This is a genomic window from Camelimonas fluminis (genome assembly GCF_014656355.1).
Classification (GTDB): domain Bacteria; phylum Pseudomonadota; class Alphaproteobacteria; order Rhizobiales; family Beijerinckiaceae; genus Camelimonas; species Camelimonas fluminis.
The window spans coordinates 74821-91187 of record NZ_BNCG01000011.1; the positions used below are offsets into that span (position 1 = coordinate 74821).

General features: G+C 67.8%; 14 protein-coding genes. 12 read left to right on the top strand and 2 right to left on the bottom strand.

The annotated features are described in order from the left end of the window. Positions 1–17 precede the first annotated feature (17 nt). Positions 18–785, bottom strand: a complete 768-nt coding sequence (locus tag IE243_RS13195; protein WP_191319857.1) for an enoyl-CoA hydratase/isomerase family protein — start codon at positions 783–785, stop codon at positions 18–20. A 281-nt stretch (positions 786–1066) separates the two neighbouring features. Here IE243_RS13195 and IE243_RS13200 point away from each other — a divergent pair, with 281 nt between their 5' ends. The 12 genes from IE243_RS13200 to IE243_RS13255 all read left to right on the top strand — a co-directional run bounded on the left by IE243_RS13200 (position 1067) and on the right by IE243_RS13255 (position 13532). Continuing rightward, a complete protein-coding gene (locus tag IE243_RS13200; RefSeq protein ID WP_191319858.1) occupies positions 1067–1681 on the top strand; it encodes a ribonuclease D in 615 nt (204 codons plus the stop codon). A gap of 458 nt (positions 1682–2139) precedes the next feature. Next, complete coding sequence (gene lptC / locus IE243_RS13205; protein WP_191319859.1) at positions 2140–2892, top strand: LPS export ABC transporter periplasmic protein LptC; 753 nt, start codon at positions 2140–2142, stop codon at positions 2890–2892. Beyond that, positions 2889–3617, top strand: a complete 729-nt coding sequence (gene lptA / locus IE243_RS13210; RefSeq protein WP_191319860.1) for a lipopolysaccharide transport periplasmic protein LptA — start codon at positions 2889–2891, stop codon at positions 3615–3617. Before lptC ends, lptA begins: the two co-directional genes overlap by 4 nt. A gap of 64 nt (positions 3618–3681) precedes the next feature. After that, positions 3682–4494: an LPS export ABC transporter ATP-binding protein gene (gene lptB / locus IE243_RS13215; protein ID WP_191319861.1), complete on the top strand. Its 813-nt coding sequence runs from the start codon at positions 3682–3684 to the stop codon at positions 4492–4494. Between the two features lie 308 nt (positions 4495–4802). After that, on the top strand, positions 4803–6338 hold the full coding sequence (rpoN, locus tag IE243_RS13220; protein ID WP_191319862.1) for an RNA polymerase factor sigma-54: 1536 nt from the start codon (positions 4803–4805) through the stop codon (positions 6336–6338). Between the two features lie 159 nt (positions 6339–6497). Further along, the gene (gene hpf / locus IE243_RS13225) at positions 6498–7106 is read left to right on the top strand and encodes a ribosome hibernation-promoting factor, HPF/YfiA family (RefSeq protein WP_191319863.1); all 609 of its coding nucleotides are present in this window, start codon (positions 6498–6500) and stop codon (positions 7104–7106) included. Between the two features lie 157 nt (positions 7107–7263). Further along, on the top strand, positions 7264–7746 hold the full coding sequence (gene ptsN / locus IE243_RS13230) for a PTS IIA-like nitrogen regulatory protein PtsN (protein WP_191319864.1): 483 nt from the start codon (positions 7264–7266) through the stop codon (positions 7744–7746). Positions 7747–8124: 378 nt separating this feature from the next. Further along, positions 8125–9756 (top strand): fumarate hydratase, encoded by a 1632-nt coding sequence (locus IE243_RS13235; RefSeq protein WP_191319865.1) that lies wholly within the window; start codon positions 8125–8127, stop codon positions 9754–9756. 3 nt (positions 9757–9759) lie between these two features. Then, positions 9760–10095, top strand: a complete 336-nt coding sequence (locus IE243_RS13240; RefSeq protein WP_191319866.1) for a hypothetical protein — start codon at positions 9760–9762, stop codon at positions 10093–10095. A 254-nt stretch (positions 10096–10349) separates the two neighbouring features. After that, a complete protein-coding gene (gene aroA / locus IE243_RS13245) occupies positions 10350–11702 on the top strand; it encodes a 3-phosphoshikimate 1-carboxyvinyltransferase (protein ID WP_191319867.1) in 1353 nt (450 codons plus the stop codon). A 1-nt stretch (position 11703) separates the two neighbouring features. Continuing rightward, positions 11704–12378, top strand: coding sequence for a (d)CMP kinase (gene cmk / locus IE243_RS13250; protein WP_191319868.1), 675 nt, complete (start codon positions 11704–11706; stop codon positions 12376–12378). Between the two features lie 518 nt (positions 12379–12896). Then, entirely contained in the window at positions 12897–13532 is a 636-nt protein-coding gene (locus IE243_RS13255) for a DUF2939 domain-containing protein (RefSeq protein ID WP_191319869.1), read from the top strand. Between the two features lie 67 nt (positions 13533–13599). Here the strand turns inward: IE243_RS13255 and hrpB are convergent, their stop codons facing one another. Continuing rightward, positions 13600–16146: an ATP-dependent helicase HrpB gene (hrpB, locus tag IE243_RS13260; protein ID WP_191319926.1), complete on the bottom strand. Its 2547-nt coding sequence runs from the start codon at positions 16144–16146 to the stop codon at positions 13600–13602. Positions 16147–16367: the final 221 nt, after the last annotated feature.

Sequence of the window (16367 nt, forward strand, 5' to 3'; positions counted from 1 at the left end):
GGCCGAACGGCCGGCCCTCACTTCTTGACGAAGCGGGCGATGGCCTCGCGGAACATTGGCGTCTGCATGCAATGGGCCATGGCTTCCAGCTCGGCGTCGAGCTGGGCCGCCGCCGGAGTCCGCGGCGACTGCTGCACCAGTTGCTTGGTCAGGCGGATGGCGTCCGGCGAATTACGGGCGAGACGCGCCGCCATGTCGGCGGTGGCGGCCTCAAGCTGGTCGGCGGGCACGATCTGGTTGACCAGGCCAAGCTCCAGCGCCTGCTGCGCCGTCAGGCTCTCGGTGGCGAGGAACAGCTCCAGCGCCTTGCGGGGCCCAACGCGCTCAACGATGCCGACGGAGCCGCCGCCATCTGGCGTCACCCCCAGCTTGTTGTAGGCGGTGGTGAAGCGGGCGGTGTCCGCGGCGATGCAGATGTCGCCGAGCGCCGCGATCGAGAAACCGGCGCCGGCGGCTGCGCCGTGGACGCTGGTCAGCAGGATGCGCGGTCCGTCGCGCAGCGCCATCAGGAAGACGTGCAGGGCCTCCAGCAGTTCGCGCACCATCGGCTCGATATTGTCGATGTGAGAAACGAAGCAGCGGATGTCGCCGCCGGCGCAGAACGCCGGGCCATTGCCACGCAACACGACGACGCGAATATCGGGGTTTTCCGTGATCTGCGGCGCCAGCGTCGCCAGATGCTTCGCCTCATCAAGGCCGATGGAATTGTACCCCTGCGGCCGGTTGAAGGTGACGGTGGCGATGGCGCCCTGAATATCGAGCAGCGCTGACGGTTCGGCAGTCACGGCGGCTTCCTCTCCTGAACAATGTTTCCTGGATCGCTTTGTCAGCAGGCATGGCGCTTTTCGCCAGCTCAGGCAAGCGTCGGCCCCAAAGTCATCGCGGGCCCCACGGACAACCGGATCACGGCCTCCGCCATTTCACGCGGGTGTCAATTTGCGCGGTGACTGGGCGGGGAACGCGAAGTATGAGACCATTTCAGGCAAGCCTCGCCTACGCCAACACACCATGATGGAGCGTTCCGCGCCCGCCCCGGACGAAGGCGCTCCAGGGAGCATTGCAGCCCATGACCAACCGGGTCCACCGCGGCGACCTGCCCGCTGACGTCGATTTTGGCTCTTCCGTCGCCATCGACACCGAAACGCTTGGCCTCAACCCGCTGCGCGACCGGTTGTGCGTGGTCCAGCTCTCGGACGGCAAGGGCGACGCCCATGTGGTGCAGATCCTGCGCGACGGCCCGCCGGCGGAAAATCTCATCCGCCTGCTCGCCAACCCGGATGTGCTGAAAATCTTCCACTTCGCCAGATTCGATCTGGCCGTGCTGGAGCGTTATCTGGGCGTGATGACCACGCCGGTCTATTGCACCAAGATCGCCTCGAAGCTGACGCGGACCTATACCGACCGCCACGGACTGAAGGACCTGACGCGCGAACTGCTCGGCGTCGATCTCTCCAAGCAGCAGCAGTCGTCAGACTGGGCGGCGGAAACCCTGAGCGACGCCCAGGTCGCCTACGCCGCCTCCGACGTGCTGCACCTGCACGCCCTCAAGGCGAAACTCGACGCCATGCTGGCCCGCGAAAACCGCACGGAGCTGGCCAGGGCCTGCTTTGAATTTCTGCCGACCCGGGCGCGCCTCGATCTGGCTGGCTGGCCCGAGACCGACATTTTCGCCCACACGTAAAACAACGCGCCGGTCGCGCGTCCGGCAGCGGAGATCGCGCGCCCGGCGGCGGACATATAACGACGCCAGGAAGCGGTTGAAATCCTGCGTATGAAGTGGACCGCCAGTCGACGCGGCGGACGCCAGCCGGGTCCGCCGCCTTCGCTCCGGCGCATTTGCTCCATCTTGGGGACCCATTGTCGCCGAAAGCCTGCGGCAGGGTGCGGCTCCCCAGAATCCGGAAACCATTTCGGCTTATGGATTGATGCAAGCGACCTGAAGCAGGCCAGAATCCCGAGCGACAGGAGCTGAAGCGGGACGACCTGACCTGAACTGGCGATGCGGCTCGCATTTGCGACGCCTCCCGCCCATATGACGGAATTGGCGCGGCGCGCGTCCAGGACCATTCAGGTCCGCATGCGTCAGGCCGGAGATACGGGCGCGCGCCGCCAGCCGGCGCGGGCGTGGGAAAATTGAAGATGAGCAATACGATGAGGGCGGGCTCCCCCGCCATGGGGCATGGTCTGCTGGATGGCGAGCGTCTCGACGCCTACCGCGACGCCCTGCGTCATTCCCGCCTGGTCCGCGCCCTGCGTCTGATCATTCCGGCGGCCGCGACGGCGGCTGTCATCGCCCTCATCGCCTGGAGCCTGTTCCGGCCGCTGGGCAATATCGCTGGAATGGAAATGGGGCCGGTGGCGCTCACCGGCACCAAGGTGACCATGGAGAAACCGAAGCTGACCGGCTTCCGCAAGGACGGCAAGCCCTACGAGGTCACCTCCCTCGCCGCCTCCCAGGACGTGCGCAAACCAGGCATCGTCGAACTGGAGCAGATCAACGCCCGCCTCGGCGCCATCGGCGACAACGCCACGCACATGGTCTCCGCGCACGGCGTCTACGACATGAAATCAGAAAAGCTGGAGCTGTCCGGCGGCATCGACGTGCGCACCGACAATGGCGACAAGGCCCGGTTGCAGGCCGCCCACATCAACCTGAAGGGCGGTGAGCTTGAAACGAAGCAGCCGGTGAAGATCACCACCGCCAATGGCGGCTCCGTTAACGCAAATTCCATGCGCGTCACCGACAGTGGCAAGGTAATCGTGTTCGAAGGCCGCGTGCAGACTGTGCTATATCCGCAGCAGGACGGCCAGAAGGGCGCGTCCGCTACAACCGCCGGCCAGGCCGCCGCCACGGGCGCCGCCGGGAAACCGGATACAGGTGATCTGCAATGATGCGCCGCTTTGCTCCTGACAGTTGTCCGCCAGCCGGGGCTCCCGCCGCGAGCCGTCGCGGTCTGCCGCCGGACATGGTCTGGCGCGGCGCCCTGGCGGCGTGCATCGGAATGGCCGCCGCCCTGCTGGCGATCGGTCCGGCTGGAGCGCAGCCGAAAAAGCCGCAGGCCGCCGCTGCCCCCGCGCAGAACCAGGGTTTCGCCGGCTTTGGCGGCGCCAACAGCAAGGAGCCGATCAAGATCGACTCCGACCGGCTTGACGTGTTTGACAAGGAAAAGAAGGCGATCTTCGCCGGCAATGTCGTGGCGGTGCAGGGCGAAACCACCATGCGCTGCAAAACCCTGACAGTATTTTATGAGCAGGGCGTCGGCGCCCAGGGCGGCGCCAAACCGGCGCCGGCAGCTCAGGCCGGCGGCGACAATAATGGCGTGCGCCGTCTGGAATGCACCGGTCCGATGACCGTCATCTCAAAGGACCAGATCGCCACCGCCGACAACGCCACTTATGACAAGGGCGAACAGAAGGTTTATCTGATCGGCAACGCCAAGCTGAGCCAGGGCGAGAACGTCACCACCGGCGACCGGCTGATTTATGACCTGAGCACCAGCCGCGCTTCTGTCGAGCGCAAGCCCGGACAGCGCGTCCGCGCCCTGCTGGTGCCTGGCAACGATGACAAGCAGCAGCCTGGCAAACCGGCCAAACCTCAGCCCGGCAAGCAGCACTGACATATTTTGGGCGAAGCGGACGCCTGACGATGACGCCCGCTTTGTGAACCACAGGTTTGACAGGATGTATGACAGCACGGACGCCCCGACCGTTGGGTCCGGCGAACAGCACTGGACACACGCCGATCACGCTGCCCGCCTGGCGTCGGCCCCTGGCGGCGTGCTGTCCGTCGACGGCCTGCAGAAGAGTTACGGCGGCCGCACCGTCGTGAAAGGCGCCAGCCTGTATGTGCGCAATGGCGAAGCGGTCGGCCTGCTCGGCCCCAACGGCGCCGGCAAGACCACCATTTTCTACATGATCACCGGCCTGGTGCGGGCGGATCAGGGCGTCATCGGCCTCGACGGCTACGACATCACCCGCCTGCCCATGTACCGTCGCGCCCGGCTCGGCATTGGCTATCTGCCTCAGGAAGCCTCGATTTTCCGCGGCCTGTCGGTTGAAGACAATATCCGCGCCGTGCTTGAAGTCACCCAGCCGGACAAGAAGCTGCGCGAGCGCGAACTGGACCAGCTGCTGGACGAGTTCCAGATCGCCCGCCTGCGCAAGGCGCCGTCGATCGCCCTGTCCGGCGGCGAGCGTCGCCGCTGCGAGATCGCCCGCGCCCTCGCCGGCCGGCCGTCGTTCATGCTGCTCGACGAGCCCTTCGCAGGCATCGACCCGATCGCCGTCGGCGACATTCAGGAACTGGTCAGCCAGCTGACCCGTCGCGGCATCGGCGTGCTGATCACCGACCATAACGTGCGCGAAACCCTCGGCATGGTCGACCGCGCCTACATCATTCACTCCGGCCAGGTGCTGATGGAAGGCCGCGCGGAAGACGTCATCGCCAATCCGGACGTGCGCCGGCTGTATCTGGGCGAGGACTTCCGCCTCTGACGCCAAGGCCGGCGCGCCCGGCCATTGGGTTTGGCTCCTGAGCGGCGCAGGGCGGGTCCCGCAGAACATACGCCGCGCTGACAGGGGCTTTCCAGGTCGCCGACGCGCCGGCATCTGCGCGATCTGACATGAGCGCATTCCCGCGAAGCGAACGCCTCCTGCACCAGCCCGCGCGCGACCGGCGGGCGCCGCAAGTCGGCGCATCGACAGGCGCGTCGCGCTGATGTAAGCAAGAATCGCGCCAACTTCCCGGCGCCGGACCGGCGATCCTGCCGGCCAGTCCGGGCAGCGACCACGCGGTAGGCCGGATGTCGTTCTCGCACAGGCTTGAAATCCGCCAGGCCCAGAGCCTGGTGATGACGCCGCAACTCCTGCAGGCGATCAGGCTGCTGCAAATGTCCAGCCTCGAACTCTCGGCCTGGATCAGCGACGAACTGGAGCGCAACCCCTTTCTTGAGGCGGAAAGTCCGGACAGCCCGGCGCGTCAGGCCGAAGACAGCCGCCGCGCCGGCATCGACAACGCCCCGGTGGAAGGCAACGACGCGGCCGGAGCGCAGACGGGCGAGCGTCCCTGGGATTCCACCGAGCTGGAAACCAGCCGCGCCGCCCTGGAAAGCAGCCTCGACGCCAGCCTCGACAATACGTTCGATCCTGACGGGCCATCCCTGCCCTCCGCCGGCTCCGGCGCCCTGCCCGCCAGCCATGACCGGGCTGACGACATGGACCCGCTGGCCCGGCTCGCCGCCGCCCCTGACCTGCGTGAGCACCTGCGCGGCCAGCTCGGCGCGGCGCGCGCCGACGCGCAGGTGCGTCTGATCGCCGCCGTGCTCATCGACGCCATCACCGACGCCGGCTATCTCGACGCCGACATGGCGGCCGATCTCGATGGCCTCGCCAGCCGCCTTGGCGTCGCCCGTCCGCAGGTCGACGCGGCGCTGGCGCTGGTCCAGAGCCTCGATCCGCCTGGCGTCGGCGCCCGCGACCTCGCCGAATGCCTCGCCATTCAATTACGCGAAAAGGACCGTTTCGATCCGGCCATGGCCGCCCTGGTGGCGCGGCTTGATCTGGCGGCGAAGCGTGATTTCGCCGCCCTCCGCCGTATTTGCGGCGTCGACGAAGCCGATCTCGCTGACATGCTGCAGGAATTGCGGGCCCTGGAGCCCCGACCCGGCCGGCCATTCGAAACCACCCCGATGACGCCGCTCGTCGCCGACGCGCTGGTGCGGCGGGGCGCTGGGGGCGACTGGATCGTCGAACTGAACAGCGACGCCCTGCCGCGCGTGCTGGTCAACCGCGCCTATTACGCCCGCGTGGCGCGCGCCGCCCGGGGCGAGGCGGAAAAGGCCTTCGTCAGCGAATCCTGGCAAAACGCCAGCTGGCTGAACCGCAGCCTCGACCAGCGCGCCCGCACCATCCTCGCCGTCGCCACGGAAATCGTTCGCCAGCAGCAGGGCTTCTTCGCCCACGGCGTCGCCCATCTGCGGCCGATGACGCTGAAATCCGTCGCCGACGCCATCGGCATGCATGAATCGACCGTGTCGCGCGTCACCGCCAACAAATCGCTCGGCTGCGAGCGCGGCGTCTTCGAGATGAAATACTTTTTCTCGGCCGCCATCGCCGCCGCCGGGGCCGGCGAAGCGCACGCCGCCGAGGCCGTGCGTCATCGCCTCCGGCAACTGATCGACGCCGAGAAAGCCGACGCTATCCTTTCGGATGACGCCCTTGTCGGCATGCTGCGCGCCGATGGCGTCGACATTGCCCGCCGCACCGTCGCCAAATACCGCGAATCCCTGCGCATTCCCTCGTCTGTCGAGCGACGCCGGCGCAAGGGCGGCGCCGGCTGAAGCCGCCGGAAAAAAGACGCCGCCGGACCTCCGTCCCCATTTGTATCCGTTGACTTGGCCGGGCCGCGTTCCTACGATTCAGATACCGGAGAGACCATCGCAACTCGCCGCTTCAGCGGCGCAGGGCGGCCGTGTCGCCCTGCCGCACGGGAGGTTGATATGACGCTACGCGTATCTGGCAAGAACATGGACATCGGCAGCGCGCTTCGCGGGCAGATTGAGGTCCGCGTCAACGCAGCGGTGGAAAAATACTTTGGCGGCAATGCCTCCGGACACGTGACCCTGACCCGCGATGGCGGCGGTTACCGTACGGATTGCGGCCTGCATCTGGATTCAGGAATCACGCTGGAAGCCTCCGGCAACGCCCACGATCCCGTGGTCAGTTTCGACCAGGCGGCGGACAGGATGGAAAAGCGGCTGCGCCGCTATAACGCGCGCCTGAAATCGCGCCAGGCCGCCAACGACGCCTGGGCCAGCCCGGTGCTGAACGGCGGGGCCGGGCCCGATGACGGCGACTATGTGTCGGCGACCGTGTTCGCAGAGCCAGGCGATGAGGCGGACCACGAAGATTTTCACCCCGTTGTGGTCGCGGAAATGACCAGGACCCTGCCGTTGCTGCCGGTCAGTTCGGCGGTCTCCCAGCTCGACATCACGGGCGCCCCCATTCTTCTTTTCCGCCATGCTGGCACTTCCAGACTGAACATCGTATATCGGCGCAATGACGGGACGATCGGCTGGATCGATCCTCCCGCGTCTGAAAGGGCGTGAATGCCGGCGCGGCGCGGACCACCAGGTCAGCGCCGCGACTGATTCATTGCCCAGGAAGCAGGGTGGACGGAAGGGTCCGTCGCCCGGCGCTTCGCTTTTTGATGGATGTCGCCGGACGGCTGCGCCGCAGTTCGCCCGTCGCCGCATGCGAGACAACATGCCCCTGACAGATCTTCTGACACCCGAGGCTGTGATCCCGGCCCTCAAGTGCAACAGCAAGAAACAGGCGCTTCAGGAACTGGCGGCGCACGCAGCCACCCTGATTCCCGATCTGACCGAACGGGAAATCTATGACACGCTCGTGCAGCGTGAACGCCTTGGCTCCACGGGCATTGGCGATGGCATCGCCATTCCCCATGGCAAACCCGAGAAACTGAACCGCGTGGTCGGCCTGTTCGCGCGCGCCGAGCGCCCATTTGACTTCGACGCGCTCGACGGCCAGCCAGTCGACCTGATGTTTTTGCTGCTTGCTCCAGAGAACGCCGGCGCTGACCATCTGAAGGCGCTCGCCCGGGTCGCGCGCGTGCTGCGTGAGCCGGCCATGCTGGAGCGCATCCGCGCCACCCGCGATCCCGACGCGCTCTATGCCCTGCTGACCGAGGCCAACGCCGCGCAGCCCGCCAAAGCCGCCCTGGCCTGACCAGGGCAGCGCCCGGCGCGGAGCCGGAGCGCCGTTTGCGCGCCCCAGACGGCGTGTCCGCGCCAGCAGTCTGGAAATATACTAATTCGCTTTATCAAACGCCGCGCAGCGCTTATGCATGCAGCAGAGGCCCTGGAGCCGGCTCAGCCCGGATGGAATTTGGCCCGGATGGAATTTGGCGTCGCCCTTGCCCATCCGGATGACAAAACCGTCTCTTGCATGATCCTTGCATGAGCTGAATCGCGCTCGGGGCCATTTGTTGGCAACCAGGCGTCACGTCCGGCAGCGACACGGTTTCGCACAAGAGACGGGCGCGCAAACAAAGGGATGGGCGTTGTCGCCGTCCGGCCCCGGACGCAGGCGCCCTGGCGTTGATTCATGTCTGATGCCTCCGGCCTCGCCGCCACCTCGACCCTGTTTCCCCTCGGCCCCGATACGACGCCTTACCGCAAGGTCACGGACGCTGGCGTCAGCGTCGAGAAGATCGGCGACCGCGAGTTCCTGAACGTCGCGTCGGAAGCGATCAGCGCTCTGGCCGAAGCCGCTTTCATGGACATCAATCACCTGCTGCGCCCGGGCCACCTGCAGCAGCTCGCCAAAATCCTCCAGGATCCGGAGGCCACTGGCAATGACCGCTTTGTCGCCTATGACCTGCTGAAGAACGCCAATATCGCCGCCGGCGGCGTGTTGCCCATGTGCCAGGACACCGGCACCGCCATCGTCATGGGCAAGAAGGGCCGCATGGTCTGGACCGACGGTGAGGACGAGGAAGCCATCGGCAAGGGCATCAAGGACGCCTATCTGAAGCGCAATCTGCGGTATTCCCAGCTGGCGCCGCTGTCGATGTTCGAGGAGAAGAACACCGGCTCCAACCTGCCGGCGCAGATCGACATCTATGCGGAAGGCGAGGACGCCTACAAATTCCTGTTCGTCGCCAAAGGCGGCGGCTCGGCCAACAAGACCTTCCTGTTCCAGGGCACCCCGGCGCTGCTCACCCACGACCGCATGATCGCCTTCCTGAAGGAAAAGATCCTGACGCTCGGCACCGCCGCGTGCCCGCCCTACCACCTCGCCATCGTCATCGGCGGCATGAGCGCCGAGCAGAACCTGAAGACGGTCAAGCTCGCCTCCACCCGTTACCTTGACGACCTTCCCACCTCCGGCTCGGCGGACGGCCACGCCTTCCGCGACGTCGCCATGGAGGAGGAAATCCACAAGCTGACCCAGAGCCTCGGCGTCGGGGCCCAGTTCGGCGGCAAATATTTCTGCCACGACGTGCGTGTCATCCGCCTGCCGCGCCACGGCGCCTCGCTGCCGATCGGCCTCGGCGTCTCCTGCTCGGCCGACCGCCAGGCCAAGGGCAAGATCACCCGCGACGGCGTGTTCCTCGAGCAGCTTGAAACCAACCCCGCCCGCTTCATGCCGGAGGTGGACGAGGCGACGCTGGGCGGCGACGTGGTCAAGATCGACCTCAACCAGCCGATGAGCGAGATTCTCGCCACCCTGAGCCGGTATCCGATCCGCACGCGCCTGTCGCTCAGCGGCCCGGTGATCGTCGCCCGCGATCTGGCCCACGCCAAGATCCGCGAACGCCTGGAGCGCGGTGATCCGATGCCGGAATATCTGCGCGATCATCCGGTGTATTACGCTGGCCCGGCCAAGACGCCGGCCGGTTACGCCTCCGGTTCGTTCGGGCCGACCACCGCCGGCCGCATGGACGCCTATGTCGACCAGTTCCAGGCCGCTGGCGGCTCCATGGTGATGCTGGCCAAGGGCAACCGCTCCTCCCAGGTGCGTGAGGCCTGCCAGAAGCACGGCGGCTTCTACCTCGGCTCCATTGGCGGCCCCGCCGCCCGCCTCGCCCAGGACTGCATCCGCAAGGTCGAGGTCGTGGAATATCCCGAGTTGGGGATGGAAGCGATCTGGCGTATTGAGGTGGAGGATTTCCCGGCCTTCATCGTCATCGACGACAAGGGCAATGACTTCTTCCGTGAACTGAACCTGAGCTGAGGCATGAACCGCGCATACCCCGCCCTGGCCATCGCCGTCGCATTCGTCTGCCTGTCTCACGCCGCGTCCGCCGCGCCCGTGAGCCAGACCTGCCAGCGCGACGCCCTGGTCATGCTGTCGGAAGTGCGCGAAGCCCGCGCTGAACTTGCCGAGGCGGCCACCGCCTCGGACAAGGAGCGCTGCGCCGCCTGGCGCAAACAGGCGGCGACGCTGCGCAAGGCCAGCGCTTTTTACAAGCGCTGCCAGACCGGAGCGGAGCGCGACCGCAACGTCGCAAACGCCAACGCTGGCGTCGCCCAGTACGACGGCGCTGCCAGAAGCCAGTGCGGCGACAAATAAAACCGCTCCGGCGCAGCTGCCTTCTGCATTCAACATGTGCATGCAAAAGTGCGCCGGACCAGAAAGTCCAGGCGACAATCCGGTTTGACCGCGACGGACTTTCCCCAATCAACGCCGGCAACAGCCCGCTCCCACTTTCCGGCGACTTGCTTTACAAGCCCGGAAGCATTTTCCAGCGAAGCGGACATTGCTTCGTGATGCGCCGGCGCCCGTATCGCCGGCATCGGTCCGTCGCCTGAAAGCAGGAAATCCCCGTGAGCGCTCATTCAACGCCGGTTCCCTCCGCCTCCCGTCCGTCCGGCCCGCTGCGCGGCGCCGTGCGTGTGCCTGGCGACAAGTCCATGTCGCACCGGGCGCTGATCTTCGGCCTGCTGAGCGTGGGCGAAACCCGCGTTACCGGCCTGCTGGAAGGCGACGACGTGCTGGCGACCGCCGCTGTGGCCCGCGCCCTCGGCGCGGACGTCGTCCGCACTGGCCAGGGCGCCTGGACGGTGCGCGGCGTCGGCGTCGGCGGCCTGGTTTCCCCAACCGAAACCCTGGATTTCGGCAACGCTGGCACGGGCTCGCGCCTGATGATGGGCGTGGTCGCCGGCCATCCGGTCACCGCCACCTTCGACGGCGACGCCTCCTTGCGCAAACGGCCGATGCGCCGGATCATCGATCCGCTGCTGAAGATGGGCGCCCGCGTCGTCTCCGAAGCTGAGGGAGGACGCTGCCCGCTGACGCTGGAAGGCGCCCGCGAGACAGTGCCGGTGGTCTATGAAACGCCGGTGGCCTCGGCCCAGATCAAGTCGGCGGTGCTGCTCGCCGGCCTCAATGCGCCAGGCAAGACCACGGTGATCGAGCGCGAAGCCTCGCGCGACCACACCGAACGCATGCTGCGCCACTTCGGCGCCACGGTCGAGGTGGAGCCTTACGGCGAACACGGTCGCAAGATCACCCTGACCGGCCAGCCGGAACTCACCGGCTCAGACATCGCCATTCCGGCCGACCCGTCTTCTGCCGCCTTCCCGCTGGTGGCGGCGCTGATTGTTCCCGGCTCGGAGATCACGCTGGAAGGCGTGATGATGAACCCGCTGCGCACCGGCCTGTTCACCACCCTGCGCGATATGGGCGCCGATATTGACGTGGTCAGCCAGACGAGCGAGGGCGGCGAAGACGTCGCCACCCTGCGCGTGCGCGCCGGCGCCCTGAAGGGCGTCGACGTGCCGGCGGAGCGGGCGCCGTCGATGATCGACGAGTATCCGGTGCTCGCCGTGGCGGCGGCCTTCGCTGAGGGCGAAACCCGCATGCGCGGCCTCTCCGAATTGCGCGTCAAGGAATCCGACCGTCTCGCCGCCATCGCCGACGGCCTGACGGCGGCGGGCGTCGCCAACCGCATCGAGGGCGACGATCTGATCGTCACTGGGGGAGCCGGCCGGGTGCGCGGCGGCGGCGTGGCCGCCACCCACCTCGACCATCGCATCGCCATGTCGTTCCTCGTGCTGGGCCTCGCCGCGCGCGAAGGCATGAACATCGACGACGCGGCCATGATCGCCACCAGCTTCCCCGCGTTCACGCCGCTGATGCGGTCGCTCGGCGCCGACATCGCCATGGACGGGGGCTGAAATGGGCGCGCCAACCAGCCGCGTCATCGCCCCGGCGGTTGCCCCGGTGATCGCCATTGACGGCCCGGCCGCATCCGGCAAGGGCACGCTGGCGCGCCGCCTCGCCGCCCATTACGGCCTGCCGTGGATGGACACCGGCCTGCTGTATCGCGCCGTGGCCATGGGCGTGCTCACCCGGGGGGCGGCGCTTGATGACGAGCCCGTGGCGGTGGCCGTCGCCCGCGCCTTGCCGGCGGATTTCGCCGATGATCCGGCGCTGCGCACCGGCGAGGCCGGCGCCGCCGCCTCGCGGGTCGCCGCCTTGCCCGGCGTGCGCGCTGCCCTGCTGGACGTGCAGCGCGCTTTCGCCGCCGCTCCTGGCGGCGCGGTGCTGGACGGACGCGATATCGGCACGGTGATCTGTCCGGAGGCTCCCGCCAAGCTGTTCGTCACCGCCTCGGCCGAAGCGCGAGCGGACCGGCGCTATCGTGAACTGGCGGCGCGTGATCCAGCCGCATCCTACGACCAGATCCTGGCCGATATCCGCAAACGCGACGCCGACGACGCCGCCCGCGCCGTGGCGCCGCTGGTTCCAGCCGAGGATGCGATCCTGCTCGACACCACGCACCTTGGCGTGGAGGAAGCCTTCGCGGCCGCACGCGCCATTGTCGAACAGCGGCTTGGCCGGGCGGCATAGGGCGTCAATCTGGCGTCGATCGGGAGCGTTCCCGGTGAACAACCCGGTTCACCGGCGGCGCCGCGACCTCTGGCCTGATACATTTCCGTCGCCAAATCCGGGACAATTTTTGAAGGCGCTCCAGAGAGCTGACGCATGTCGGGCAAGAAATACCCCTGGCGCAAGGGCGCGCCGCATGGCTGATCGGCCTGGCGCAGGTCCTAATAGGACCTGCTTTGCGTCGCCGGGGCATCCGCACCCGGTGAACAGGCTGCCGGGTGTTGGCGTGAGATGCGGGCGGGTGTTCCCGCGATGTGGTTCAGATCTGCCCCCTTGGCGCCCAGCCCTCGCCAGGTCGTCCCTTTTCCGCAACGGGTTGACCCCTCGTCCCACCCTGGTTCACCCTACGTCATGTAATCCCGTCAACATTTCCATCCGCCGGCTGACAAAGCGTTTCGCCTGTCTGCCATGACGGTTAAATATGGTCCTGTGAACGATTCGCCTGGGCCCTTCCCATAACCAGACTGGAGTCTGCGCCGATGCCAGCGCTATTGCGCTCGTACCTCTTCTGGATTGCAGTCGCTGTCATCCTCGTTCTGGCTTACATGGCGACGCCATTCATCGCGGCTGCCCATCTTGCCGAAGCCGTGCGCAATCGCGATGCGCCCGCCATTCTGGCCCGGGTCGACAAGGGCGCCCTTGGCCGCTCCCTGACGCGCCAGGTGCTACGCGCCTATCTGACGATTCACGGCAAGGAACAGGCGGCGAGCCCGTTCGCCCAGCAGATCGCCGCCGGCCTCGCCGCCAACGCGCTGTACCCGGTGCTGCACCAGATGACGACCCCGGACGCCCTGTCCGAATTGCTGGAGCGCGGTTGGCCCGAAGAGGGCGGCAAGCCGAAGCCTGTGGCGCGTCTTGGCATTGACGGCATTGGCGGCGCCCTCAGCAAGATCAACGACGCCTCATTCACAGGCCTCACCCACTTCCGCATGAATGTGGACGTCGACGGCGACCCCAAACGCCGCCTGGGCTGGCGCTTCCGCATCAGCGGCTTCCACTGGAAGCTTTACGCCATCGATCTGTCGCCGGAGATCCTTCACGATATCGTCGCCAGGCTCCCTGTCGCCGAACGCATGAAAATCGAGGACAAGAGCGGCGAGCGGCGCGTCTTCTGACGCGCGACGGCTCATTCCCCAAACCTCACGCCTCCAGCCTCAGCCCCTTGCCCGTTTGCCCCTTGCCTCATGCGCCCGGCGGACGGCCGGCGCGCCGGGTTGGGGGGGCGGTCGCGGGATCTTCCGGCCAGAAGTGTTTGGGATAGCGCCCGCGCATGTCGGCGCGCACGTCGGCCCATGAGCCGCGCCAGAAGCCTGGCAGGTCACGGGTGATCTGGATCGGCCGTTGCGCCGGCGACAGCAGATGCAGCGCCAGCGGCGCGCCCGCCAGGGTCGGGTGCGTTCCAAGGCCAAACAGTTCCTGCACCTTCACCGCCAGCGTCGGGCCATTTTCGTCGCTGTAGTCGATCGGAACGCTGGTCCCCGCCGGCGTCCCGAAATGCGTCGGCGCGCCACTGTCCAGTTCGCGCTGCAAATCCCATGGCAACAACGCGCGCAGGGCGTTGCTCACGTCATCGGCGTCAAGTTCCCCAAGGCTGCTGCGCCCGGCGAGAAACGGCTCCAGCCAGGCCCCGTCCAGCAGGGCGGCGTCCGCCAGATCCGGCCAGCGCTCATCGCTGTCGCCAGCGGCGCGGCGCATGAACAACACCCGGTCGCGCCACTGCCGCAACGCCTTCGACCATGGCAGGGCGTCGAGCCCCACTGTCGCCAGCCCCCGCGCCAGCACGCCGGCGCAATCATCCGCCGGCCCCGGCGCGGCGGTGGTTTCCGCCAGCACCAGGGCGCCGAGCCGGCGTTGCACCCGCACCCGCACCGACGCGGTCTCGCGGTCAAACGTCACCAGACGCCGCTCTTCGATGCGGCCGCCGCCCAGCCGCAACACCTCGTCCGGCTCCAGCGCCGCCGCCAGCATAACGCGGGCGGACGCCGCCGCGCCCATGGCGTCGGCGACGCACAGCCAGCCGGCGCGGGCCAGGGCGCCGCCGCCCTCCAGTCGCACGCCGCGGCCGTTCACCATGTGGAATTGCCCGTCCCGCCCCCGCGACCGGGCAATGCGGTCAGGCCAGGCCAGCGCCAGCAGTACGCCGGCGGAGGGCTCCGTTCCCTCGGGCAGATTGAGCAATGCCTCCAGAGCTGCGCGGGCGGCCGGATCGCGCAGAGCCCGCTCAGCCAGCTTCACCCAGCCATCAGCCATGCGACGCAACGCCTGGGCGCGCGGCGCGCGATCGCGGCCGAAACGCTCCAGCCGCTCAGCCAGATCGATGCTGTCGCCGCCGGCGCCGCGTTCCCCGATCAGCGCGGCGATAACGGCGGCCATGCGGCCATGGCCTGTCGCCGTCGCCGCCAGCACCATGCGCGCGAGCCGTGGCGACAGCGGCAGTTCAGCCAGCGCCCTGCCCAACGGCGTGGCGCGGCCATCAGCGTCGAGCGCGCTCATGTCCCTGAGGAACGCCGACGCCTCGTTCAGCGCCGGGCGCGGCGGCGGATCGGAGAACGCCAGGGCCGCCGGATCGGCGACGCCCCACATGGCGCAGTCGAGCAGCAGGGGCGCCAGATCGGCGTTGAGAATCTCTGGTTTGGCGAACGGCTCCAGCGCCGCGTCCGCCGCCTCGGCCCACAGGCGGTAGCATACGCCTGGCGCCGTGCGGCCGGCGCGGCCGCGGCGCTGGTCAGCCTCGGCCCGGGAAGCGCGCACGGTTTCCAGCCGGGTCATGCCCACCGCCGGCTCGTAACGCGGAACCCGCGACAGGCCGCTGTCGATGACGACGCGCACCCCCTCAATGGTGATCGAGGTTTCGGCGACGGACGTGGCCAGCACCACCTTGCGGCGACCTTCCGGCGCCGGCGCCACGGCCCTGTCCTGCGCCGCTGGCGGCAACGCGCCATAGAGCGGCGCGACGTCAACCAGTTCTCCGTCGGCATCCCTGGCCAGTCGCTCCGTCAGCAGCCGCTGGGCGCGCATGATCTCCCCTTGCCCCGGCAGGAACGCCAGGATGGAGCCGGGATGGGCGCGCAACGCCCGCATCACCGCGTCAGCCATATCCTGCTCCAGCGGCGCGTCGCCGCGCCGGCCGAGCCAGTGTGTCTCCACCGGATAGCTTCGGCCCGGGCTCTCCAGCACCGGCGCCGGCGCGCCGGCGCCGCCGAGCAGACGCGCGGCCTTGCCGCCGTCGAGCGTCGCCGACATGACCACCAGACGCAGATCGTCGCGCAAGCCCCCCTGCACGTCGAGCGCCAGCGCCAGGCCGAAATCCGCATCGAGCGAACGCTCGTGAAACTCGTCGAACAGCACGCAGCCGACGCCGGCCAGTTCCGGGTCGTCCAGCACCATGCGCGCGAACACGCCCTCGGTGACCACTTCGATGCGGGTGCGCGGCCCGACGCGCGATTCCAGCCGCACCCGCAAACCAACGGTCTCGCCCACCTGTTCGCCCAGGGTGGCGGCCATGCGCGCCGCGGCGGCGCGGGCCGCAAGGCGGCGCGGCTCCAGCACGATGAGCTTGCGGCCCCGCAGCCACGGCGCGTCGTACAGCGCCAGCGGCAGCCGCGTGGTCTTGCCGGCGCCGGGCGGCGCGATCACCACGGCGGACGGGCCAGCGGCCAGCGCATTCCGCAGCGGCGCGACGATCCCTTCAACGGGCAGGACGGTGGACACAGGCGACAAGTTCAGCATCCTGAATGGGTTAGCGGCCACTTGGCCTGCAATTTCTCAAATATCCATAAAAACGGCGTTGTTTTTGGAACAATCGTAGCCGGCGATTGTTTTCCATCCACGGAATGGCGTCGACGCCCTCTCCACAGGTCAGTCAAGCTGATCTGACGATCAGTTGACTGGCGGAGCCCGGGCGCGCGAGGCGCCGCCAGACGCAACAACCAGAAAAACATCCTTACAAG

What these genes read in the sequence shown, in the direction of transcription:
- IE243_RS13200 (WP_191319858.1), top strand. Translation starts at nt 1,067, where the DNA reads ATGACCAACCGGGTCCACCGCGGCGACCTGCCCGCTGACGTCGATTTT.
- lptC (WP_191319859.1), top strand. Translation starts at nt 2,140, where the DNA reads ATGAGCAATACGATGAGGGCGGGCTCCCCCGCCATGGGGCATGGTCTG.
- IE243_RS13235 (WP_191319865.1), top strand. Translation starts at nt 8,125, where the DNA reads ATGTCTGATGCCTCCGGCCTCGCCGCCACCTCGACCCTGTTTCCCCTC.
- hpf (WP_191319863.1), top strand. Translation starts at nt 6,498, where the DNA reads ATGACGCTACGCGTATCTGGCAAGAACATGGACATCGGCAGCGCGCTT.
- IE243_RS13240 (WP_191319866.1), top strand. Translation starts at nt 9,760, where the DNA reads ATGAACCGCGCATACCCCGCCCTGGCCATCGCCGTCGCATTCGTCTGC.
- ptsN (WP_191319864.1), top strand. Translation starts at nt 7,264, where the DNA reads ATGCCCCTGACAGATCTTCTGACACCCGAGGCTGTGATCCCGGCCCTC.
- lptA (WP_191319860.1), top strand. Translation starts at nt 2,889, where the DNA reads ATGATGCGCCGCTTTGCTCCTGACAGTTGTCCGCCAGCCGGGGCTCCC.
- lptB (WP_191319861.1), top strand. Translation starts at nt 3,682, where the DNA reads ATGTATGACAGCACGGACGCCCCGACCGTTGGGTCCGGCGAACAGCAC.
- rpoN (WP_191319862.1), top strand. Translation starts at nt 4,803, where the DNA reads ATGTCGTTCTCGCACAGGCTTGAAATCCGCCAGGCCCAGAGCCTGGTG.
- cmk (WP_191319868.1), top strand. Translation starts at nt 11,704, where the DNA reads ATGGGCGCGCCAACCAGCCGCGTCATCGCCCCGGCGGTTGCCCCGGTG.
- hrpB (WP_191319926.1), bottom strand. Translation starts at nt 16,146, where the DNA reads ATGCTGAACTTGTCGCCTGTGTCCACCGTCCTGCCCGTTGAAGGGATC.
- IE243_RS13255 (WP_191319869.1), top strand. Translation starts at nt 12,897, where the DNA reads ATGCCAGCGCTATTGCGCTCGTACCTCTTCTGGATTGCAGTCGCTGTC.